We start from the raw sequence: 23,776 nt of genomic DNA on the forward strand, positions 1-23,776 counted from the left end.
TATAGGTTTTTTAAAAAAATTTTTAAATTTGCTTAGGCTATTTACAAGAATTACATAAAAAATCAAAGAGCAACTGAATAAAAAATAATCTCAACTTGATATTCAGGACTCGACTCCATATATTTTATTTATAGTTGAAGTCTGAGCTAACAATTTTATGAGTTATAAACACAACAATCTGATGGCTATGCGTCACCGTTTTTGGGATGAATCTTCAGATTATGTATTAAATGAAAAGCAGTTTTTGCAGCAGACGTTAGTTGAACAAGGTGTTTTTAATAACGCCACACTCGACGATGTTAAGTATTTTTTCTATACCTTGCCTAGCATTATTATTGTAAAAGCTCATGCACTTGGTTTTATGCATGATTCCGTCAAACAAATGTTGTTACAGCATATTCAGACTAATCGACTTCACTTGATGCAAAAATCTGAATTTAAGATTCAATTTAAAATGTAATCTAAGTGGTTATAAAAGATCCATTTACCCTATTTTTACTCATCTGAACGCTGTAAGTTTCTTCAATTTTAAAATTGCTTAGGCTATTTTAAAATTATTGAAATAAAGATAGCCATTTCGACTGATCATTCAGTCTGAGAGAACTATTTTAATACGCTCAAAACATGTAATATTCGTTACAATTTTAGATCACCAGCGTTTGGCTGCATGATGCGCATAGGATTCTATTTTCATGTCAAATCAGAAAGATAAGCTTAAGAGTTTAAAAACTTCTTCCATGGATCGACGCTTATCAATCGCGAAAGCTTCTTTACTTGCAGGAACACGTTGGGCAACTGCAAGTGCCTCTTCTATATTTTCTAATGAGGAAGAAAAAGAAAAGAAACGTAAAAAAGCGATGAGCGAACAAGCTAATTATCTGGTTTCTGAAATAGGTAAACTTAAGGGTTCTATTGTTAAAATTGGCCAAATGATGGCCCTTTATGGTGAACATTTTTTACCTGAAGAAATTACACAAGCGTTAAATACCTTAAATAACCAGACAGTTGCATTAGATTGGCCTGCAATTAAGCCACATCTTCAAGAGCAACTGGGCGCTAAATTAAATGATTTAACTATTGATCATGAGCCAATCGGTACTGCCTCTCTCGCGCAAGTACACCGTGCAACGCGCAAATCAGATGGCTTAGAGTTAGTTTTAAAGATTCAATATCCTGGCGTTGCAAATGCAATTGACTCCGATATGAGCTTGTTTAAAAACATGCTTAAACTGACGCGTATGGTGCCACAAACCCGTGAATTTGATCAGTGGTTTGATGAAGTACGTGAAATGATGCATCGTGAAGTTGACTATGGTGTTGAAGCTGCTACTACTCGTCGCTTTGGTGAACGTTTAAAAGATGATGAACGCTATATTGTTCCAACAATTGTAGATGAATACTGTACCAATCAAGTACTCTGCATGACTTTTGAACGTGGCGTGCCAATTAACAGCCCGGTTATGCTGTCATTACCTCAAGAACGTCGCAATCAACTTGGTGAAGCTTCGCTAGAAATTGCGGTTCGTGAAATTTTTGAATGGGGTGAAATGCAAACTGATCCTAACTTTGGGAATTACCTAGTACGTTTAGGTAATGGACAAGATGTTCAGGACAAAATTATATTATTAGATTTTGGTGCTATTCGTCAGTTTGATGAACACTTGCTAACAGTTGCACGTCAACTCATTCAAGCAGGTTATCAGCATAATAAAGATGCAATGGTGAAAGCCATGACTGGTTACGAGTTTTTTGATGCAATGCCTGAAAGTATTAAACCGGGTATGGCTGATGTATTCTTACTCGCGACAGAGGCATTTAGTACTCCTGCAAATAATCCAGATATGCCTGCCGGCCTTATGGATGAACACGAACGTTATGATTGGAAGAAAAGTCAGCTCCACAGCCGTGTTATGCAGCAAGCAAGTAAATCAATGGCATCTCGTTATTTTTCGGTTCCGCCAAAAGAATTTATGTTTATTAGCCGTAAATTTATTGGAGCCTATACGTTTATGACGGTGATTGATGCAAAAACCAATGTACGACGTATGATTCGTAACTTTGCTTGATTTAGTGAAAGACTAGAATGATTCTATGTCATTCTAGTCAATTCCACTTAACTTACCCAATATTAAAATAAATTTAAATAAATAAAATTAGTACCCTACAACTTAATCATTTTTTATTTACCTTTTATCTACTCATTTTTCGAATGTCAGTAACGACATAGTTTTTTACTATGAGGCGTGTCAGCATAAAACAATAACAATGTGTTAGGACACCATAATCATGACAAGTATGATCAATAAAGCTCAGGGTTTGGGTTTATCGCTGATCACTAGATTGGCTGGAAGCGATGTACTTGATCAACTCAAGTTGCGTAAATTTGTTGAAAAATCTCTTTATCAAGGTTCAAAAGCTGGTTTTAGAGCATTAACACAGACTCAAAAAGTATTTAAACCCAAACAAATTTCTCAACAACGTTTGCCTCGTCAACAAAAAAATCTATTTGATTTAAGTCTAACTGAAGAACAACAGATGACTTCTGAGGCAATGTCTCAATTTGCTCAAGAAGTCTTATGGGGGTTGGCTCATGATGCTGATCAGGCAGCTCAGTTTCCTGAAAGTCTTTGGCAATATGTTGAAGATTTAGGACTCAATTACTATGCACTTCCAGAAGCATTAGGTGGTGTAGCGACCGAACAAAATATTGTTAGTAACGTATTAATTGCTGAAAAATTAGCTGAAGGTGATTTTAGCCTTACAGCAGGATTACTCAGTACCTTTAGCGTTATTAATGCAATCACACGTTGGGGTTCTGCTGAAGTTCAATCGATGTATTTGCCATGTTTTGCAGAAGATGCCGACATTACCGCAACCTTTGCAGTACAAGAAGCTACCCCAGCATTTAATCCTTATACTTTAAAAACTAAAGCTTCTTTTGAAAATGATCAATATTTTATAGATGGTGAAAAAACCTTAGTCATTTTAGGTGATTTGGCTGATGTGTTCTTGGTAAGTGCAGACTTTAACGGTAAACCCGATATGTTTGTCGTACAGAGTAACGAAACTATTTCTATTAAAAACACTCCAGCCATGGGCCTTAAAGCGACAAAAACAGCAACTCTTCGCTTTAATCACACTCCTGCTCTACGACTAGGCGCAACAGATTTTGATTACACTGCCTTTTTAGATTTAGGCAACTTAATGTGGTGTGCAATGGCTGTCGGTACATGTGAAGCTGTAAAAGCCTATTGTATTAAATATGCCAATGAACGAACTGCATTCGGTGAACCTATTTCTCATCGTCAAAGTGTCGCTTTCATGATTGCTGATATGGCTATTGAAATTGATGCAATGCGTATGTTGATTCTAAATGCCGCAAGTCTTGCAGAGTCCGGCAAACCATTTCATCGCGAAGCTTACTTAGCTCATCTACTTTGTGCTGAAAAATCCATGAAAATCGGTACAGATGGTGTGCAAATTCTTGGGGGACATGGTTTTACAAAAGAACATCCAGTTGAACGTTGGTACCGCGATTTACGGGCTACGGCAATTTTACAATCTGGCTTACATGCTTAAGCGATCAATCAGAGGATACTTTAATGAATTTACAAAATCCTAAAAAATTCAAAATGATGATTGATCAAGCACGTGATGTTGCGATCAATGTTTTACGCCCTATTTCTCGTAAATATGACAAAGCTGAGCATGCATATCCAAAAGAACTTGATATGCTCGCTTCTCTCATTGATGGTATGAATGAAGGCGGCGAAGGGATTAATGCTGGAGCTGCGGGTGCTGGAAAGCGTGGTGATACAGACAATGAAGGTATTCGTAATGGAACCAACATGTCAACCGCTCTTGGCATTATTGAGATGTGTTATGGCGATACGGGTTTATTACTGAGTATGCCTCGTCAGGGTCTTGGAAACTCAGCAATTGCCGCTGTTGCAAATGATGAGCAATTAGAACGGTTCAAAGGAACATGGGCAGCAATGGCCATTACCGAACCTGGTTGCGGGTCTGACTCTGCAGCTATCCGTACCACAGCAACTAAAGATGGCGATGACTACATTCTAAATGGTGAAAAGATTTTTGTAACTTCAGGCGAACGTGCAGATTCTGTCGTTGTTTGGGCTACGCTCGATCGTAAACTTGGACGTGCAGCAATTAAATCATTTGTCGTACCTAAAGGTACGCCCGGAATGAAGGTTGAACGTCTCGAACATAAATTGGGAATTAAAGCTTCAGATACAGCCGTGATTAGTTTTATTGACTGCCGCGTACCAGCCGAAAATCTTTTAGGTAATGCCGAAGTCGACGTTGCCAAAGGCTTTGCTGGAGTAATGGAAACTTTTGACAATACTCGCCCCTTAGTTGCAGCAATGGCAATTGGATGCGCAAAAGCTTCTTTAGAGCGTATTAAAGAGATTTTTAAAGATCAGCTAGATCCTGACTATTCTACCCCTTACCTGCATGCTTCTAACCTGACAGCACAGATCTACCGTATGGAAGCTGAATGGGAAGCTGCTCGCCTACTCATGTTAAAAGCCACATGGATGGCAGATAATAAAAAGCCAAACTCTAAAGAGGCTTCTATTGCAAAAGCAAAAGCAGGTCGTGTTGGGAATGAAATCACTTTAAAATGTGTCGAATTAGCAGCAAGTGTTGGCTATAATGAAGATGAGCTGCTTGAGAAATGGGCGCGTGATTCAAAAATTCTTGATATTTTTGAAGGTACTCAGCAAATACAACAATTAATTATTGCACGTCGTGAACTTGGTAAATCATCGAGTGAACTAAAATAATAGAGTAAAGGGAATTTCAATATTCCCTTACCTATTTCCAAATTTTAGAAGCTAAAAACCCTCTCATTAAGAATAATAAGAGGGTTTTCATATTTCAGGACTTAAGTTTTTGTTTATTTAACAGTTGTTGGTTCTAATGATTGGTCTACTACTCCAAATTTTTTGAAGATTTTTGCACGACGTTTTGAAGAAATATTTGCTTTGTTTAAATCACCTTTATAGTGATCAAAAACTCGCTTATCCATTATTTTAAACCACAATGAAGGGATTAATGCTGGTAATAACATACTTGCATAACCACTTGGTAATTCTGGAGCTTCATCAAAATGACGTAGCGCTTGGAATGGACGAGTTGGATAAGCATGGTGATCTGAATGACGCTGCAACTGATACAAGAATAAGTTTGTTACGACGTTATTATTGTTCCAGCTATGCTCGGGCATTGTACGCTCATATTGACCATTTTCTTTTTTCTGACGCAGCAAGCCATAATGTTCAATGTAGTTAATAATTTCAAAAAGACTAATGCCATAAAATGCTTGTGTCGCTAAATATGGAATTGTGCTTTTACCAAAAATTCCTATCATAGAAGCATGGAAAGCCGCACTCATTCCCCAACCCTGTAATAATTCATTATCACCTGACCAGAATTCTTTACCTTTACGTTTTAAGCGATTTTTCTCGATTTCAATGGCAGATTTAAAAGAACCTACAACTGTACGTGGCCAGAATTCATAAAATGTTTCACCCATACGTGAAGAAGCAGGATCTTCAGGCGTTGCTGCACGTTTATGATGGCCATATGGATGCTCAATACGGAAATGGTTATAGCCTGTCGGAACCAACGCCAAGTGCGATAAAATATGATCAATACGATCATGTTTATGACTTAACTCATGTGCGGTATTAATAGCAATACCATTAATAGCACCCATCGAAACACCGAGTAAAATCTTATCAATAAATGACGTGGTTTTACGGCTTGTTAAATAACATGCATAAGCGTTTGCGGCATACTGTAAAGGAATAAAACTTTTCACAAGGCGTGAATAATATGGATCTTTTTCTAAAAGCTTAATTTCTTCATCAGTCGGATTACGTGCATCTTTCCCAATAACAGTATCAATTGCGGGAATCACAACATGTAATAAAAGTGGGCCACCTAAAGCGAAAACTTTTTTTAATGGGCGTGGACCAAAATGGTAACCAGCTAAAATACCTAAACCAATTACAGGTAAAGCGGGACTAATCATCCATAAAAAGCGTTTACGATCTATCTCACGCATAGACGCAGGCACTGGCATAAGTTCTTGCTGAACATTCACTGGTGCATTCATAGTCATATTTCCTTTTTCTATATATCTATATAGTTAAAGAAATAGTGTTTACTTAACAGTAGTAACCGTCCAAAAAACCTATGTTAAAGTCTTTGGCATTTTCTTCCACTTTTTTGTCCTAAAAACACATGTTGATCTATTCTTATAGCTCACTATAATTTTATTAAAATAATGATTGATCATTTAAAGATGGATGCACTAAGTAAGTTTTTTGATGATATTCACCTTAATAAGTCTGAATACATCTATTTAAAAGCACAAGGAGAATGGGCTTTTAAAACACAAGATCAATCTGCTTTACTTGCCTATATTGTTTTAACTGGTTCAGTATATATTCAACTTAATGCATCAGAAAAAATAATTGCAACAGCTGGTGATATTATTTTAATTCCTTCAGGAAAAGCACATAGTGCCACTGATTCAAAATCAACAGCCAGCAAATTGGTAGATTCTCTAGATATTACTTCACTTTTTAACGGACATAGACAAGACGCGATCGAGTTTGGTACTTCTTCTCCGGATAAAACATTATTGCTATGTTTACGCTGTCAGATTGATACTCATATGGCAGGTCCTTTGATTAATGCATTGCCATGTATTATGCATATTCAACATGAAAATCAAACCAACCCACCTGAATGGCTACAAATTGGACTTTATTTTTTAGCGATTGAAACTCAAAAAATTAGGCCAGGTCATGACAAAATTATTGATCATTTAGTCAGTATTCTTCTTATTGAATGTATACGTGATCACGTTCAACAAATGACTGATCAACAAAACTGGCTAAGTGCCTTAACTCACCCTGAATTGAGTAATGCCCTATCTGCTATTCATAGCCAACCAGAAATGGCTTGGACCGTTGAATCTTTAGCAGAACAATGCTGTATGTCACGTTCCAAATTCGCAAATCTATTTAGCAGTATTATTGGTGAACCGCCTCTAACTTATTTGCAACATTATCGCTTTCGTTTAGCTAGCCAATATTTACGTACAAGTAACTTATCAATTCAGCGAATATCAAATAAAGTTGGCTACTCGTCTGAAACTGCTTTTAGTCAAGCATTTAAAAGGAGTTTTGATTTATCACCTAAACAATATCGACAGCAATATATCGAACAACCTCTCGATTAATAGAAAATAAAAAAAGCGCCGAAGCGCTTTTTTTATTTGATTAAATTATTATTTAATCTTTGCATGTGATTTTAGATATTGGCTGTAATCTTCCAATATTTGTTGGCCACGTGATTGGCGATAAAGTTGTTTTAACTGTTGTAACTGATCAGCAGGAATAGCATTTACAGCTGATGAATTTACATTTGAAACTGCAACGACTACAAGCTCATTTGGTAAGTTTGCTGTTGTAACAGACCACATACCTGGTTTAGGGGTAGCTAAGCTAAATGCAGCACGTTCAATTTCTCGTTTTAAACCTTGTGATCGAGTAAATACACCAGCTGACTCAAATGCGACTTTATTTTTAGCAACCACTTGGTCTGCAGGTTGAGTTTTAAACTCAGTCAACATAGTAGCAATTTTTGCTTGAGCGGCCTTACGCGCTTTTTCATCGATAACTTTTGCTTTCGCTTCATTCATCGCTTGTGCTAATGGTTTTACACCAGCTGCGTGGTAATCACGTACTTTAACCCATACTGTATCACCATTCGCTAACTGAATATTAGAGGAAGTATTACGGTCACCATTCTTCACATCATCATTAAATAATTTAATTTTGACACTTGGATCGCTTAAATATGGATTTTGAGTAGCTAAAGTTACACCATTTAATGATTCAACTTTTGTACCTTTTACTTCTTGTACGACCGCTTCTAAAGAATCATTGCCAACAATCGTTTCATTCAAACTATTTACGGTATCTGAATAAACAGTCGCAACTTTATTCTTTTCAACCTCAGCAGTTAAACGTGCCTTCTCAGCTTCAAATGAAGGGATTTGGTTCGCTTGCGTTTCTGCTTCAATAATATGGTAACCATATTGTGTTTTTACTGGCTGTGAAACTTGCCCATTTTTCAAACTTAAGACAGTTTTATCAAATGCATCTGAGAAAACACCTGGTGCATATGCTTCTACTAAACCACCTTTTGCTTTAGAACTAGGATCTTCAGAAAACTGAGATGCAGCCTGAGCAAATGAAAGTCCGCCCTGAATTTTTGCATACACTTCTTTTGCAAGCTTTTGAGCTGCTGCATCATCGCGAGCATCAGTAGTAATTAAAATATGCTTCACAGTTCGCTTAGCATCTTTTTTCTGAGTTTCAACAAACTTTGCATAAGCCTGCTGAAGTTCAGCTTCAGTTGCAGGAGCTGGTTTAGCTACCATTGAAGGAGATAACACAACATAATCCACATCAACCGAAGCTTGTTGCTTAAATTCATTTTGATGCTTGTTGTAATAATCTGTAGCTTCTTGATTAGAGGCAGTTAAACCTGTTTTGTAACTATCTAATTTAATACTAGCTAAATGCAAAGTACGTTGTTCAGTTTGCAAATTCGCAATTTGCATAAGATCAACTTTACTTACTAGAGAGTAATCAGCAAATGTAGAAGTTAACATTTTTAAAGCATGATCTTGACGTAGGCTTGAAATTAAACCTTGGCTTGTCATGCCGATCGAACGTAAATAATTTTCATAGAGTTTTTGTGAGAATTGACCATTCTCTTGCAAACTAGGCTGTTGAGCTAACATTTGCTCAATTTGAGTATCACTCAAAGAAATACCTAATTTTTCCGCTTGCTGAATCAATAAATTACGCGACACTAAAATATCGAGTGCCTTAGCCTGAATAACAGGCAAATTAAGTAAACTCTCATCACCTTTAACAGCAGCTAAATATTGTTGTTTGTAAGACTGAGTTAAAGTTTCAAGGTCTTTTTTAGATATTTCTTGGCCGTTTACTGTCTTTGCAACATCAGCCTTGTTTCCCCTATTAAAATATCCTTCAATACCTACAAGTGCTAAAGGGGTCAAAAACAAAATTAGAAGGACTTTGCCGAGCCAACCCTTAATGACTGTACGAAACGATTCCATAAGTATTCCAATATTTTATTTCGAGGAGAATTTTAACTGAAAAACCACAATCAATGAATGAGCAATATTGGTCAATTCAGATTTTTAATAAAAAACGCGCCTATATTGGCGCGTTTATTCATCTTAAAAGATTAAGCTACTGAATCTTTAAGACCTTTACCAGCTTTGAAGCTTGGTACTTTTGTTGCTTTAATTTGAAGCTCTTCACCAGTTTTAGGGTTACGACCAGTACGTGCAGCACGTTCTTTAACACTGAAAGTACCAAAACCAACTAAAGTTACTGTGTCACCTTTTTTAAGTGCTTCAGTAATTGACGCAATTGTCGCATCGAGTGCCTTGCCTGCATCAGTCTTAGATACTCCCCCTTTTTCAGCAATTGCATCGATTAATTCTGATTTATTCATGAATAAAACATCCTCTTAATATCGTTTGTTTAAGGTCCAAGGCTATAGTTTAAAAGGCCATGACGCCTTTATAGCAATGCTTTAGGGGAAAACGCAATACTAGAGCAGGGCTTTTAGCAAAAATAAATGCTAAAAAACTGTTATATATTTGCTAAATCCCAACATTTTTTTACTTTTTATTCAATTTTGCTTTCAACTGCTGGTTTTCTTCTATTAAAGCATCCACCTTAATATGCAGTTGTACAAGCAGCTGTTCAATGTGTTGCAAATCCTTCGGAGTGACTAGTCCTATTCGGTTTAAAGAATGATTAACACTTGTATCAAGAATCTTCTCTACCTTATCTTTTGTTTCAGATACAGATTCTTTAGCTTTTTCTGTAACTTTACCTACAGTATTATCGGCTAAGTCCCCAGTTTTTGACTCTAACTCTTCACCAACTTTGACCAAGGAATCAAAGAGTTTGTTGCCCTCTTCTTCCGCACGTGAAAATGCCCCTAGTCCCGCCAACCAAATTTGCTTAGTATATTTTCTAAAATCCAAAGCCGATTTTCTTGAACCTCTTGATTTTAATTTATTTTTTTCTTCTGACTCTTCTGTCTGGTTATCTATATTTGCATTATCCATTAATCTAAACTCCTAATCAGATGAGAGAAATGATGACTGATTTGACCACAAAATATTTCTATAATATCAAAGTAAAGACTTGATCCATTTACAAAACTGTTCTACAAAGCAATTAAGTCATGTAAATATATTTAACACGACATTGTGTTAAGTTTGGGATAGGATGTCCCATTCTTCAATTAATTGCTATTTGTAAGGATAAACTTTTATGAGTGAAACGCAACAAAGACAAAAACATCCGCGTCTGTTGCTGAATATTGTTCTAATTATTTTAGAAACTTTCTTTTCATTTATTCTCACCCACGATGGTGCTCTTCGCTTGCAAGCGAAAAAGTTTATCTTAAACAAAACAACAATTCGTATTAACAGCTATCTGCCTTTTTTTGACTTCTATGTTCAATTTACAGAGAAAGGCTTGTTATTCGATATCCACTCTTTTGACAGACGTATTGATCTTGAAATCAATAGTACTCTGGTTGACCTCATTAAAATTTTCGGTTTTTCAAATCAGCGTAGTCTTAACAATATGCGTATTGATGGAGATGAAGAAACTAAAAAGGAACTTCTAGATTTAATTTCTCACTTAACACTACCTAAGTTACTTACAGACTGGAAACAATGGTTCAATGCAGTTGATGATGAAGCTGAAACACTTGCTTCGCATAAAAAGATTGCACCTTTACTTGAAAAAATTGATCAACAACGATCAGAAATCAATTCACTTCATGTAGAAATTAAACAATATCAAAATCGAATTACCCGTTTACAGCGACGTCAACGAAACATTAACCTCTCCTTTGGTATAATTAGCCTAATATTTATTGCTTATTTCATATATAATTTGTTGGTTGTTTAATTTATTTTTCCATTTTGTTCCTATACTTGAATTAAAAATAAAAAAACTTGACTATTTTAGTCGGGATTCATAAAATCCTATTATCTAGTCTTAACATGTGTATCGAATCATGCGCCTTACAACTCGCGGTCGCTACGCAGTGACTGCTCTACTTGATTTAGCTTTGCAGCCAACTGAACAAACGATCACGCTCGCCGAAATTGCCGCACGCCAATCCATTTCAGTTGCTTATTTAGAACAGTTATTCGCAAAACTTAAGCGTCATGGGTTAGTTTCTAGTGTTCGTGGTGCAAATGGTGGTTATCATTTGGCTCGAAATGCTGATGAAATTACTGTGTTAGAAATTATTGAAGCCGTAAATGAAACCGTTGATGCAACACGTTGTGACCATAAAGGTAACTGCCAGAATGGTGCAATGTGTCTCACTCACGATTTATGGCAAGAACTCTCTCATCATATTGCCGACTATTTAGCAAAAATCTCTCTTGCCGATCTCATTAGCCGAGACAACGTTCAAACTGTTGCATTACGCCAAAATGTGACTGGCACAGATTCAGCTCTTTTATCGGGTACAGGTATTTGATATGAAACGTCCAATTTATCTTGATTACGCAGCAACCACTCCAGTAGATCCGCAAGTTGCAGAACGTATGATGGAGTGTTTAACTTTCGACGGTACCTTTGGTAATGCTGCGTCTCGTTCCCACGCTTATGGCTGGCAGGCAGAAGAAAAAGTTGAATATGCACGTGAGCAAGTAGCAAATTTAATTAAAGCTGATCCACGTGAAATCGTTTGGACTTCTGGTGCAACTGAGTCAGACAACCTTGCCCTTAAAGGTGTAGCTCAGTTCTATGCATCTAAAGGCAAACATATCATTACAAGTAAAATTGAACATAAAGCTGTTTTAGACCCTTGTCGTGAATTAGAAGAACAAGGTTTTGAAATTACTTATTTAGAGCCAGAGCCACAAACAGGTTTAATTACTCCTGAAATGGTTAAGGCTGCCCTTCGCCCAGATACTATTCTTGTTTCACTGATGATGGTGAACAATGAAATTGGTACAGTTACAGACGTAGCAGCGATTGGTGAATTAACACGTGCCAATAAAACATTCTTCCATGTAGATGCAGCACAAGCGGCTGGTAAAGTCGAAATTGATTTATCTACGATGAAAATTGATCTTATGAGTTTCTCTGCTCATAAAATTTATGGTCCAAAAGGTATCGGTGCATTATATGTACGTCGTAGTCCACGTGTGCGCTTAAAAGCACAAATTCATGGCGGTGGTCATGAGCGTGGTATGCGTTCTGGTACTTTAGCGACCCACCAAATTGTAGGTATGGGTGAAGCTTTTGAAATTGCTGGCAAAACAATGCAAGCAGAACAAGAGCGTATCCGTAAGCTTCGCGACAAGCTTTGGAATGGTTTACAAGATCTTGAACAAGTTTTCTTGAATGGCCACCCAACTCAAAACGTTGCTAACTATTTAAATGTCAGCTTTAACTTTGTTGAAGGTGAATCTTTAATGATGTCTCTTAAAGATGCTGCGGTATCAAGTGGTTCTGCTTGTACTTCTGCAACCTTAGAGCCTTCATATGTTCTTCGCGCATTAGGTTTATCTGATGAGCTAGCACACAGTTCAATCCGCTTTAGTTTTGGTAAATACACAACTGAAGAAGATATTGATCACGTGCTTACAATTACCAAAGCCGCTGTTGAGAAATTACGTGAACTTTCTCCGCTTTGGGATATGTATAAAGAAGGTATCGATCTTTCTACAGTTGAATGGGCTGAACACTAATTCATTGAAATTAGTATTTTTACCCTCATATTAATATTAGGCTGACCCCGAGGTTTGGAGAAGCGAAATGGCTTATAGCGAAAAGGTAATTGATCATTACGAAAACCCTCGTAATGTTGGTGTTTTAGATAAAAACTCTGAAAATGTTGGTACAGGCATGGTGGGTGCACCTGCATGTGGCGACGTGATGCGTTTACAAATTCAAGTAAACGATAGCGGCGTGATTGAAGAAGCACGTTTTAAAACTTATGGCTGTGGTTCTGCAATTGCATCAAGTTCCCTTGTAACTGAGTGGTTAAAAGGTAAAACTCTTGATGAAGCTCAGGCAATCAAAAATATTGATATCGCAACTGAGCTTGCACTTCCACCAGTAAAAGTTCACTGCTCTGTACTAGCTGAAGATGCAATTAAAGCTGCGATTGATGATTACCGCAGTAAAAAATCTAAAGCTTAATTTGTTACCATTGTAAACGTTGGAGTTTTCATGATTCATTTAACTGAAAATGCTGCGACTCATATTAGCAATTACCTTAAAAACCGAGGTAAGGGTGAAGGCATTCGCGTGGGTGTGAAAACTTCTGGTTGTTCTGGGTTGGCTTATGTTCTCGAATTTGTTGATTCTATCGATGAGCATGACCAAGTTTTCGAACAATTTGGCGTTAAGGTTGTTGTAGATCCAAAAAGCTTAGTCTATTTAGAAGGCTTAGAAATGGACTACGTTAAGAACGGCCTTAATGAAGGGTTCGAATTTAACAATCCCAATAAGAAAGGTGAATGTGGTTGCGGTGAGTCTTTCACTGTATAACCCACTTCTCCTTCCATCCTTTTTCATTAAAACAGTGTCTTTTTATAGCACTGTTTTAATGTATTTAATTAACGTGGACCTCCTTTCTAATGAATCATTTTGAGTTGTTCAATTTACCCGTAGAACTCGATATCGATTTGGCGAGCTTAAAATCTAGCTTCTTAAGCTTGCAGCAGCAATATCATCCAGATAAAGCAGAAGATAAAGATCAGGCGTTGATCAAATCAAGTGAAATCAATCAAGCTTTTAAAGTTCTATCGCAAGTAGATAGCCGCGCTGCTTATCTTCTTGCATTAAAAAAGCAAGATCATCACCTAGATCAATCTATTAGTGATTTTGAGTTTCTGCAATCAGCTCTAGAACTTCGTGAACAACTTGATGAAGCAACTTCACAAGAGCATTTAAGCACTCTTAAACAAGAAGTGTTTCAGTGGATTGAGGGTTTAGTTCGCGAGTTTAAAATTGATTACTCAGATGAAGACTGGGGTGAAGCTCGAGATACTGTACGTAAATTACGTTTCTTTCAGCGCGTTCTTAACGATATTGAAAAAGCAGAAGATCAATTGTTGGATGATGAAGACAACTTTGATTTAGATGACGATTTTTAATTTGCTTTTTTCAATTTATATTCAAAGGATTTAACTCATGGCACTTTTGCAAATTGCTGAACCGGGTCAATCCAGTGCCCCACATCAACACCGCATTGCGATTGGTATCGACCTAGGAACAACACATTCTTTAGTTGCGACAGTGTTATCAGGCAAACCAAAAGTCCTCAACGACGAAAAAGAAAGAAGACTTCTACCCTCTATTGTGCACTATGGAAGTGATATCACTCACTATGGTGAAGAAGCAAAGCCTTTCATTATTGCTGATCCAAAAAATACAATCGTTTCTGTAAAACGTTTTATGGGACGCTCAAAAGCAGATATCAAATTTCAACACCCTTATGAGTTAGTGGGTTCTGAAAATGAGATGCCAGCTTTCGAGACACGTTCTGGTCGCAAAACGCCTGTTGAAATTTCAGCTGAAATTTTAAAACAACTAAAAGAACGCGCTGAATCTAGCTTACAAAACCCAGTAAATGGTGCTGTAATTACTGTTCCAGCTTACTTTGATGAAGCTCAGCGTCAAGCGACACGTGATGCTGCACAGCTCGCTGGTTTAAATGTATTACGCCTTCTAAATGAACCAACAGCTGCTGCTGTGGCTTATGGTTTAGATCAGGAAACGAATTTAGCCACAGATCACAATTATGTGATTTATGACTTAGGGGGTGGTACTTTCGACGTATCAATCCTACGTTTCTCACAAGGTGTCTTTGAAGTATTAGCTACTGGTGGCCATACTGCTTTAGGTGGTGATGACTTAGACCGTCTTATTGTTAAATGGGCTAAAAAACAGCTAAACATTGATACGCTAAGCGATGAAAACTATGCCGTATTTATTGTGGCTGCTCGTCAAGCAAAAGAACAATTATCTACACAAGAATCGGTTCAGTTAAAACTACTTGAAAACGAACTAACACTTGATCGTTCAACCTTTGAAAGCATCATTCAAGTTGCTTTAGATAAAACAATCAGTGTTTGCAAACGTGTTTTACGTGATGCAAAACTTGAATTATCAGATATTCAAAACGTTGTTTTAGTAGGTGGCTCTACCCGTTCTTATGCTGTTCAACAAGCAGTTCGTAATGTGTTTAATCAAGAACCACTTTGTACAATTAACCCTGATGAAGTAGTTGCAATTGGCGCTTCCATTACAGCTAATCAGTTAATTGGAAACAGCCAAGACGGCTCACTACTTTTGGATGTCACTCCTCTTTCTCTTGGTTTAGAAACCATGGGTGGATTAGTGGAGCGTCTTATTTCACGTAATACAGCTATTCCAGTTGCTCGTCGCCAGGAATTTACTACTTATCAAGATGGCCAAACAGCCATGCTTATTCATGTAGTTCAAGGTGAGCGAGATTTAGTCGAGCATTGTCGTTCATTAGGAAGATTTGTTCTTCATGGCATCCCTCCAATGACTGCTGGTCAAGCACGTATTGAAGTTACCTTTCAAGTAGATGCAGATGGCTTACTCACGGTTTCAGCTCGTGAAACAACTTCAGGTGTACAAGCCCAAATTGATATTAAACCATCTTATGGTTTATCAGAGTCTGACACTGAACGCTTATTAATTGAAGGTTTCCAGCACGCGGAAGAAGATAAAAATCTGCGTCATTTAAAAGAAACCAAAGTTGAGGCCCAACGTGAGCTTGAAGCATTAGAACAAGCTTTGAAAGTGGATGCTGATTTACTCAATAATGAGCAACTCGAAGCACTTAAAGCCGCTGAAAATTCGCTTAAAGTACAACTTGAAGGCAATGATATTCAATCAATTGAAAAAGCTGTAGAACAACTTAAAGTACATAGTGATGCTTTTGCTGCACTACGTATGAATCGACATATTGACCACGCCTTAAAAGGTACAAAACTTGAAGATTGGTCAAATTCAAACTAAAGGTATAGGTGATCAATATGCCCCGTATTAAAGTACTTCCTCACGCTCAATTTTGTCCCGAAGGCGCAGAATTTGAAGTTGAACAAAATGCAAATCTTTGCCAAAGTTTGCTTGATCGAGGAATTAAAATCGAACACGCATGTGACATGTCATGTGCTTGCACTACCTGTCACGTAGTAGTTCGTAAAGGTTTTGATAGCCTAGAAGAAATGGATGATGTTGAAGCAGATCTTTTAGATCGCGCTTGGGGTCTTGAACCAGATTCTCGCCTCTCATGCCAAGTAAAAATTGTTGATGAAGATTTAGAAATTGAGATCCCTAAATATACAATCAACCACGCTTCAGAAAATCATTAATCGAGTCATTAAAAAAGCTGCTTTTAAAGCAGCTTTTTTATGTTTTATAAACTCTAAACTTGGTCTTTCGGATCTATCTCTAAAGGTTTAACTTCATCTTCAAGTCTTAACTGTGCAATACCTTGAGTATTTACTAAAGTTTGTTGAACTTTAATTCGTTGAATCATCTTCTCAAGTACTTCCACCAACTCAGGATATTCATAGTTTTGTACTTCTTCTAAATTAAGTACCAAATGGAAACCTTTATACTCATAGTCAAACCATTGCTGATGATCCGACTTATTCCCTGTATATTTCTCCATTACTTGCCATGTTTTTACCGCACCTTGAATACCTTTTAGGTAAATCGGTGTTTTAGGAGCACAGAGGAAATCACTCTTAATTAATTGATAAGTATCATCTGAAATTAAAATCTCATCTATTTCAGCAGCATATTGCAAACGAGCCGCTAAATTCACATCACGACCAACGATCGTATAAGCCATGCGATGTGTTGCCCCATAATTCCCTACGTGACAATAACCTGTACTAATCCCCATTCGGATATGTAAGGCTGAGTAACCCATTTTTTTCCAGCGCTCACGTAGCAATTTCATTTGCTGACGCATAGCAATTGCCATTTCTACACAAGCTTTAGCATCTTGTTCTACACCTTGTGAATTTGGATCACCAAAAAATATGAGGATGGCATCCCCCATAAATTTATCGACAGTAGCTTCATACTGTTTAGCAATTTCAGTCATATGACTTAAATAATCATTAAGCAAGAATGCTAAATCATCTGGAATTAAAGTTTCAGATAACTCTGTAAAACCCTGAATATCAGAAAAAAACACCGTCATTTTTTTACGCTTATATTCAATCTTTGCTTCAGCCTCGCCGCGCATAATAGACTGCCACAACTGTAGTGGCGCATAACGGCTTAGCTGATTAGCAAAAGCAATATAACGGGTCATTTGGTCATAGTAATGTTGACGCTGCTGACTGATTTTTTTAACCCAGCGATGTTGGTAATAATTTCCAATAGTAATAAACATAACCAAACCAAGGAGTGTTATTACTGTCAACTCTTGGCTAGTAGGCTCAAAATACGTATAAAAACCAAATAGGAAAAAAGTACTTAAATAAAAAATAATCGCGCCTAACAAACTCGTTAAACAAATGACTGCGAAAGAAATACGACTATTAATTGCTGAATAAAACAACGCAAAAAGTGCAATAAAAGTAGGAACTAAATTAAGATGCAGTCCTGCCAAAGTGACGGCTACAACAATTGCATCGATTGCAAAAAAAACACTTTTTTGAGTTTTTTTATCGAATTGGTACTGAAGCCAGTGTTCTAACTTCGAGCTAATAAAAAGCAGAAATAGAAAAAGAGGTGGAATATAGATCTGATAATTTGTATTTGGTGAGGTAAAAGCGTAGATCACTAAAATTAATGACAGAATTGAATATCCCATCAAACGATGAAAATATGCAAACTGCTTAGGCTCTCTATCGATAAACCTCTCTAATTGCACCCTATCCTCCACACCTCAATGTAGCCACATTCATATAAATGTGGCATTGCATTGATTTAGTCCATGCGCCAATCAAAAGGCATGTCGCCTTGACCACGTAGCGCAAGCATAAGGGTTTGACGCATATGAGCCAGCACATCATTTGTATATGGAACAGCTGGTGTACCCCAAACTGGTTTAGGCCATGCAACATCATTCTGATAACGTACAACATGATGGAAATGCAATTGAGGCACCATATTCCCTAAGGCTGCAACATTCATTTTATCAGCACGGAATACACGAGATAGCTGGCTAGATAACCAACTTGATTCGCGCAAAAACTGTTCTTGGTCGGCTTGGCTCAACTCATATAATTCTGTGATTCCCGGCACACGAGGGATTAAAATCAGCCAAGGGAATTGCATATCATTCATTAAACGACATGTTGAAAGCGGAAAATCGCCTACAAAAAAAGTATCTTGAGCAAGTTGTGGATGCAAACTAAACATATCTTTTATAAATGACAATAAACAATAATGGCTAATACTATCACATCAGTTTTAATGTGAGTATTGCTAGTGTCTGGTTTGATTACAAATAACAATGATTTTATGCACTTATTCCCCGAATAGACCAAGAAAACGTGCATAAAATTCTGTTATTAACATACAAAAGATTCTTGTTGAGTTGAAATCACTTTAAAACAAGTTTTAAGCATGTAATTCATTCAATAATTTCGCTAACAAATCATTAATAAATTGAATTCGTTTTTCCTGTTCTTCAAGCTGAACCATCACTTTTAAGCGCTGACCACCTTCCATACGATAATAGGTTGGATGCTTTTGCATGAGTTGAATAATACTAATGGCCTGAACAGGTGTATCAGGCGAGAATTCAATATTGCCACCTTGGGTATTAATATCGATTTTAGTAATACCTAGCTGTTCAGCTTTCAGTCGAATTTGGTGAACACTAAATAAGTGTTTAACTGATTGCGGTGGAACTCCAAAACGGTCAATCAGTTCCATACGGATATTGTCGAGTTTTTCTTGGGTATCTGTATTACTAATACGCTTATAGAATAATAAACGCTGATGCACATCACCTAAATAATCATCTGGAATCAGTGCAGGAATGTGTAAATTAATTTCTGCTGTTAATGATAAAGGTGCATCAAAATTCGGCGTTTTCCCTTGTTGAATCGCCTTAGTGGCTTTTTCAAGCATTTCCATATACAAGCTATAACCAATTGCCTGCATTGAACCACTTTGCTGCTCGCCTAAAAGCTCGCCTGCGCCGCGAATTTCTAAATCTTCTGTAGCCAACATGAAACCAGCACCCAGAGTTGAAGCACGTTGGATTGCATCAAGACGTTTTTCAGCATCACCTTTTAGATGCTTTATCGAAGGAACTAATAAATAAGCATAAGCTTGGTGATGTGACCGCCCCACACGGCCACGCAGTTGATGTAATTGAGCTAGACCAAGTTTGTCAGCCCTTTCGATCAAAATAGTGTTGGCATTTGGAACATCAATACCGGTTTCAATAATGGTTGAACATACCAATACATTGTATTCTTTGTGATAGAACTGTTGCATGACTTGCTCAAGTTCTCTTTCCCTCATTTGTCCGTGAGCCACTGCTACACGAGCTTCGGGTACAAGCACACGAATATTTTCAGCAGCTCTTTCAATCGTATCAACTTCATTGTGCAAGAAATATACTTGGCCACCACGTAGTAATTCACGCAAAATCGCTTCTTTAATAGATGCTTCGGTATGTTCTTGTACAAAGGTTTTAACAGCTAAACGACGGGCTGGCGGTGTAGCAATGATTGATAAATCACGCATTCCCGAAAAAGCCATATTTAAAGTTCGTGGAATTGGTGTAGCTGTAAGCGTCAACATATCTACATCTGCGCGTAAGGCTTTAATACGCTCTTTATCACGCACTCCAAAACGGTGTTCTTCGTCGACCACCATTAAGCCTAGATCTTTAAACTGTACATTTTCTTGTAAAAGTTTATGGGTACCTACCACAATATCGACTTTGCCTTCAGCAAGGTCTTCAATATTTTTCGTATGCGTTTTATTTGAACCAAAGCGTGAGAGCACTTCAATACGAACAGGCCAGTCAGCAAAACGGTCTTTAAAAGACTCATAATGCTGTTGAGCAAGCAATGTCGTCGGTACTAAAACAGCAACCTGTTTACCATTTTGCACCGCAACAAATGCTGCACGCATCGCAACTTCAGTTTTACCAAAACCAACATCCCCACAAACAAGTCGGTCCATCGGTTTAGCTTGTTGCATATCATAAAGCGTCGCTTCAATAGCATTGGCCTGATCAAGTGTTTCTTCATACGCAAATCCACTCGCGAATTGCATATAAAGTGACTGATCTATTTCAAAGCCAAAACCAGGTTTTGACTGACGACGGGCTTGTATATGTAACAACTCTGCTGCAACATCATGAATTTGTTCTAAAGCTTTACGTTTTGCTTTACTCCACGCATCAGTTCCAATTTTATGTAATGGTGCTAAGTCCGGATCTCCGCCACTATAGCGGCTAATAAGATGCAAATTCGTCACAGGCACATAAACTTTTGCCTCTTCAGCATAGTCTAATTGCAAGAATTCATAATCTTGCCCTTCAATTGCTAAAGTAATTAACCCAGCATAACGCCCTACACCATGGTCAATATGAACAACAGGAGCGCCGATACTTAATTCGGTCAAACTACGAATTAAGAACTCTTCTGAAACTTCTTGCTGACGTTTACGACGACGTTGGACTACCCGATGCTCATATAACTGATTTTCTGAAATAACAGACAATTGATCGGTTAAAAGCAATCCACGGTCTAATGGCGCATTAGTAATCGCAATCGCGAACTGACTTTTCTGGAACTGCTCAAAACTATCTACGCTAGGAATATCTCCCAGACTGGCACGCAAACCATCTCTTAAACTTTCACGACGACCAGCACTTTCTGCAACCAATAAAACTGGATGGTTCGCTTCATCAATATATTTTTTAACTACCGCAAATGGTTTTTCTTTTTTCGGGTCAACTGCCAACTTTGGAGGTTGCTCAACTTTAAGATTTAAAGCTCCAGCTTTTTCTTCAAATGGCTCAGCACTCACAAGCATACGTGGGAACTGATTTAACGCACTAAGCAAGTGGTTTGGCGCAATAAATAATTCATCAGGAGGTAGAATTGGCTGATCGGCGTTATGACGTCTATCTTCATATCTACGGAAAACTTCTTTCCAAAAACTGGTTAAATCAGTATCTACATCGTTAGTTGTAATTACAATGCAATTCTTTGGTAAATACGTTGTCAGTGTACTTTGAGCTTGCATTTGAGCTTTATCAAAAAATAAAGGTAAATAAAACTCAATTCCCGGAGATGCAATTCCATCAAGAACATCTTGATAAATGGGGTTTTTTTTAGGATTTGCAGTCGGAAAAAGTTCAGAGTAACGGTCTCTGAAAATCGAACGAGCTTCTTTTAAAGGGAACTCTTTCGCTGGAAGAACTGTAAAACTTTTTAAAGTTGTGGTGGTTCTTTGCGTTTCTGGATCAAAGAATTTTAATGTATCAATTTCATCATCAAACAGGTCAATACGGATAGGCGCATCCTGACCAGATGCAAAAATATCCATAATGCTGCCACGTACAGCAAACTCACCGTGATCATAAACCGTGTCTACTAAATGATAGCCTGCTTGTACTAATCGTAACTTCTGTTGTTCTAAATCAAATTTTTGCCCCACACGAATATCAAAATGCTCACCTAAAACCCAAGAATATGGTGCAACTCTCTGGGCTAAAGTACTCGCTGAAATGAGTAAGACACCCTTTTGTGGCATATTAGATAAAATTGCAAGACGTTCCGAAACAATATCTTGATGAGGTGACAAACGGTCATACGGCAAAATCTCCCAATCAGGGAAAATTGTCGGTTTTATGCCATAAAATTCAAGTTCACTTTCTAACTGAGCAACATGTTGGTTATTTCGAGCCACCACCACGAGCAAAGATGAATGCTGAATAGCAATTTCTTTGAATAATAATGCAGCAGATGAACCTAATAACGACCCTACCCAACGCTTTTCACCGGCTTTGAGCTGTTGTAAATTCAATTGAGAGATTTCTTGTTGAAACATGTATATGGCTTTTATCAGCTAAGAAGATATGAGCTCAATAGTAGCATGATGTTTTTATTGAAATGAGTTATTTTTTTGAAAATCAAACTACTACTTCGCTCTAATTTTTATATTTTTTAATCAATCAACTATGATTATTTATCACGCAAAAACAAAACGTAATATTGATTTAATATTTGTATAACGGATTTAAGTTCAAGTAACTTTTGTTCTGTATTTCCTAACCTTTCTACATAGCGTTGCGTTGCAATCTCTAAATCAATTTTTTCATTAATTTGTGGCGTAATTTGAAATAGTTTAGGTAGATTATCAAAATTCTGTAGTTTACGATTTGAAAAATACTCAAGATGCTCTGACCACTTTTCATTAATCACGACATTTTTAATCACCGGGCCGTGTTCGGAATCAAACCTGAGTTGATTCTCTTGTAAATAAATTTGCTCAGGTGTCTCTTTCGAGCCCTGGAAGAGTTGTGTTAACTTTTTAAACATTTCATCACATCATATTAATTTCAATGTACATAGTGGAGGTAATCTATTCACCTCCACCATTTAAGCTTATTTTTAATGATTACTCATCACCTAAATCATCCAGAAAATCCACAGTTGGTACGAAAAATAGAGTTCCAGTTTGGGCAGTACTAAAATCAAGTAATCGGTCAAGATTACCTTGCTCATTTCCTAAGAACATATTTTCAAGCATTTGTCGGGTTGTACTAAATTTACGCGAGTAGCCGATAAAGAATGTGCCATATTCATTTCTAGAAGGATTCGAAAAAGGCATATTAGCTCGCATAATTTTAAGTTCATTGCCTTCTGCATCGTGAGCTTTACTTACAACATTATGAGCAGTTAAAGGTTTTTCATCATCGCTGAGCTCAACATCATTGAACTTTTTACGGCCAATCACTTTTTCTTGCTCTTCATTGGTTAATGAACGCCATTTATCCATATCATGCATATATTTTTGGATAAAAGCATAACTTCCGCCCATAAAATCAGGATCTTCATCACCGACCAATGCCCACTGCGCTGCAATAACGGGTTCAGGGTTCTCAGTCCCATCCACAAAGCCAATAATTGCCCGTCCGTCAAAATAACGGAAGCCATGAACTTCATCAATTGGATACGTTACTTTACCAAGCTGTTGATTAATTATATTACCCAGCTCATAACATAAAGTCTGGCGATCAGCACGAATATGAAAAAATAAATCCCCTGGAGTTGAAACAGCCGTATATTTCGGACCTCTAATTTCTTGAAATGGTTGTAACTCTTGGGGCTTTGTTTGCTCTGGAAATAAAATATCCCATGCATTTGAGCTAAAACCTAAAGTAGCATTAAATTTACTATCCGGATAACGATTAAAGAGACTTCGAGTTAATGCTGAAAAATTAGCAGCAAAATCTTTTACTTTTTCTATTACAGAATCACCTTGAGCCAGCCCCAACACAATAAATAATGCATTTTCACCAGGAGCACTCGTTACAGGTTGAATTCTCATACATTCCATAAAATATGCCTTTTTAGGTATTTAACCTCGTTAATTTAGCATAT

22 protein-coding genes are annotated in these 23,776 nt (G+C 37.3%); 13 read left to right on the forward strand and 9 right to left on the reverse strand.

What is annotated here, in order from left to right; genetic code table 11:
* The first annotated feature begins 157 nt into the window (after positions 1-157).
* From KTI78_RS06055 to KTI78_RS06070, 4 genes are all read left to right on the forward strand, one after another.
* Positions 158-460 (forward strand): hypothetical protein, encoded by a 303-nt coding sequence (locus KTI78_RS06055; RefSeq protein WP_224991811.1) that lies wholly within the window; start codon positions 158-160, stop codon positions 458-460.
* A 232-nt stretch (positions 461-692) separates the two neighbouring features.
* Positions 693-2,066 (forward strand): ABC1 kinase family protein, encoded by a 1,374-nt coding sequence (locus tag KTI78_RS06060; protein WP_262445538.1) that lies wholly within the window; start codon positions 693-695, stop codon positions 2,064-2,066.
* Between the two features lie 229 nt (positions 2,067-2,295).
* Positions 2,296-3,579: an acyl-CoA dehydrogenase family protein gene (locus KTI78_RS06065; protein WP_262445619.1), complete on the forward strand. Its 1,284-nt coding sequence runs from the start codon at positions 2,296-2,298 to the stop codon at positions 3,577-3,579.
* Positions 3,580-3,602: 23 nt separating this feature from the next.
* The gene (locus KTI78_RS06070) at positions 3,603-4,808 is read left to right on the forward strand and encodes an acyl-CoA dehydrogenase family protein (protein WP_016141149.1); all 1,206 of its coding nucleotides are present in this window, start codon (positions 3,603-3,605) and stop codon (positions 4,806-4,808) included.
* A 113-nt stretch (positions 4,809-4,921) separates the two neighbouring features.
* On the opposite strand, the gene KTI78_RS06075 is transcribed toward KTI78_RS06070, so the two are convergent.
* Positions 4,922-6,145, reverse strand: a complete 1,224-nt coding sequence (locus KTI78_RS06075; protein WP_262445539.1) for an alkane 1-monooxygenase — start codon at positions 6,143-6,145, stop codon at positions 4,922-4,924.
* A gap of 171 nt (positions 6,146-6,316) precedes the next feature.
* On the opposite strand from KTI78_RS06075, the gene KTI78_RS06080 reads away from it, so the two are divergent.
* Positions 6,317-7,279, forward strand: a complete 963-nt coding sequence (locus KTI78_RS06080; protein ID WP_262445540.1) for an AraC family transcriptional regulator — start codon at positions 6,317-6,319, stop codon at positions 7,277-7,279.
* 48 nt (positions 7,280-7,327) lie between these two features.
* Here KTI78_RS06080 and KTI78_RS06085 read toward each other — a convergent pair whose 3' ends face one another.
* The 3 genes from KTI78_RS06085 to KTI78_RS06095 all read right to left on the reverse strand — a co-directional run bounded on the left by KTI78_RS06085 (position 7,328) and on the right by KTI78_RS06095 (position 10,222).
* Positions 7,328-9,193, reverse strand: coding sequence for a SurA N-terminal domain-containing protein (locus tag KTI78_RS06085; RefSeq protein ID WP_104079567.1), 1,866 nt, complete (start codon positions 9,191-9,193; stop codon positions 7,328-7,330).
* A 131-nt stretch (positions 9,194-9,324) separates the two neighbouring features.
* Complete coding sequence (locus KTI78_RS06090) at positions 9,325-9,597, reverse strand: HU family DNA-binding protein (RefSeq protein ID WP_001043034.1); 273 nt, start codon at positions 9,595-9,597, stop codon at positions 9,325-9,327.
* A 169-nt stretch (positions 9,598-9,766) separates the two neighbouring features.
* Entirely contained in the window at positions 9,767-10,222 is a 456-nt protein-coding gene (locus tag KTI78_RS06095; RefSeq protein WP_032055023.1) for a phasin family protein, read from the reverse strand.
* Between the two features lie 208 nt (positions 10,223-10,430).
* Here KTI78_RS06095 and KTI78_RS06100 point away from each other — a divergent pair, with 208 nt between their 5' ends.
* The 8 genes from KTI78_RS06100 to fdx all read left to right on the forward strand — a co-directional run bounded on the left by KTI78_RS06100 (position 10,431) and on the right by fdx (position 16,546).
* Positions 10,431-11,078 (forward strand): hypothetical protein, encoded by a 648-nt coding sequence (locus tag KTI78_RS06100; protein WP_262445541.1) that lies wholly within the window; start codon positions 10,431-10,433, stop codon positions 11,076-11,078.
* 109 nt (positions 11,079-11,187) lie between these two features.
* Positions 11,188-11,661: an Rrf2 family transcriptional regulator gene (locus KTI78_RS06105; protein ID WP_002117915.1), complete on the forward strand. Its 474-nt coding sequence runs from the start codon at positions 11,188-11,190 to the stop codon at positions 11,659-11,661.
* A gap of 1 nt (position 11,662) precedes the next feature.
* Positions 11,663-12,880, forward strand: coding sequence for an IscS subfamily cysteine desulfurase (locus KTI78_RS06110; RefSeq protein ID WP_016141155.1), 1,218 nt, complete (start codon positions 11,663-11,665; stop codon positions 12,878-12,880).
* Between the two features lie 67 nt (positions 12,881-12,947).
* On the forward strand, positions 12,948-13,334 hold the full coding sequence (iscU, locus tag KTI78_RS06115; protein ID WP_002117907.1) for a Fe-S cluster assembly scaffold IscU: 387 nt from the start codon (positions 12,948-12,950) through the stop codon (positions 13,332-13,334).
* 30 nt (positions 13,335-13,364) lie between these two features.
* Entirely contained in the window at positions 13,365-13,685 is a 321-nt protein-coding gene (gene iscA / locus KTI78_RS06120; protein WP_016141156.1) for an iron-sulfur cluster assembly protein IscA, read from the forward strand.
* An 89-nt stretch (positions 13,686-13,774) separates the two neighbouring features.
* Positions 13,775-14,293 (forward strand): Fe-S protein assembly co-chaperone HscB, encoded by a 519-nt coding sequence (gene hscB, locus KTI78_RS06125; protein ID WP_005076214.1) that lies wholly within the window; start codon positions 13,775-13,777, stop codon positions 14,291-14,293.
* 37 nt (positions 14,294-14,330) lie between these two features.
* Complete coding sequence (gene hscA, locus KTI78_RS06130) at positions 14,331-16,190, forward strand: Fe-S protein assembly chaperone HscA (RefSeq protein WP_239968636.1); 1,860 nt, start codon at positions 14,331-14,333, stop codon at positions 16,188-16,190.
* 17 nt (positions 16,191-16,207) lie between these two features.
* Positions 16,208-16,546 carry an ISC system 2Fe-2S type ferredoxin gene (gene fdx / locus KTI78_RS06135; RefSeq protein WP_009387062.1) on the forward strand — a complete coding sequence of 113 codons (339 nt, stop codon included), beginning with the start codon at positions 16,208-16,210 and terminating at the stop codon, positions 16,544-16,546.
* Between the two features lie 53 nt (positions 16,547-16,599).
* On the opposite strand, the gene KTI78_RS06140 is transcribed toward fdx, so the two are convergent.
* The 5 genes from KTI78_RS06140 to KTI78_RS06160 all read right to left on the reverse strand — a co-directional run bounded on the left by KTI78_RS06140 (position 16,600) and on the right by KTI78_RS06160 (position 23,723).
* Entirely contained in the window at positions 16,600-18,066 is a 1,467-nt protein-coding gene (locus KTI78_RS06140) for an adenylate/guanylate cyclase domain-containing protein (protein ID WP_262445543.1), read from the reverse strand.
* A 56-nt stretch (positions 18,067-18,122) separates the two neighbouring features.
* Positions 18,123-18,557 carry an HIT domain-containing protein gene (locus KTI78_RS06145; RefSeq protein WP_002117900.1) on the reverse strand — a complete coding sequence of 145 codons (435 nt, stop codon included), beginning with the start codon at positions 18,555-18,557 and terminating at the stop codon, positions 18,123-18,125.
* 201 nt (positions 18,558-18,758) lie between these two features.
* Entirely contained in the window at positions 18,759-22,220 is a 3,462-nt protein-coding gene (gene mfd / locus KTI78_RS06150) for a transcription-repair coupling factor (protein WP_262445544.1), read from the reverse strand.
* Positions 22,221-22,354: 134 nt separating this feature from the next.
* Entirely contained in the window at positions 22,355-22,711 is a 357-nt protein-coding gene (locus KTI78_RS06155) for a hypothetical protein (protein WP_262445545.1), read from the reverse strand.
* 79 nt (positions 22,712-22,790) lie between these two features.
* Positions 22,791-23,723 carry a Dyp-type peroxidase gene (locus KTI78_RS06160; RefSeq protein ID WP_262445620.1) on the reverse strand — a complete coding sequence of 311 codons (933 nt, stop codon included), beginning with the start codon at positions 23,721-23,723 and terminating at the stop codon, positions 22,791-22,793.
* Positions 23,724-23,776 lie beyond the last annotated feature (53 nt).

It is taken from the genome of Acinetobacter sp. WU_MDCI_Abxe161 (assembly GCF_025514355.1).
Classification (GTDB): domain Bacteria; phylum Pseudomonadota; class Gammaproteobacteria; order Pseudomonadales; family Moraxellaceae; genus Acinetobacter; species Acinetobacter pittii_E.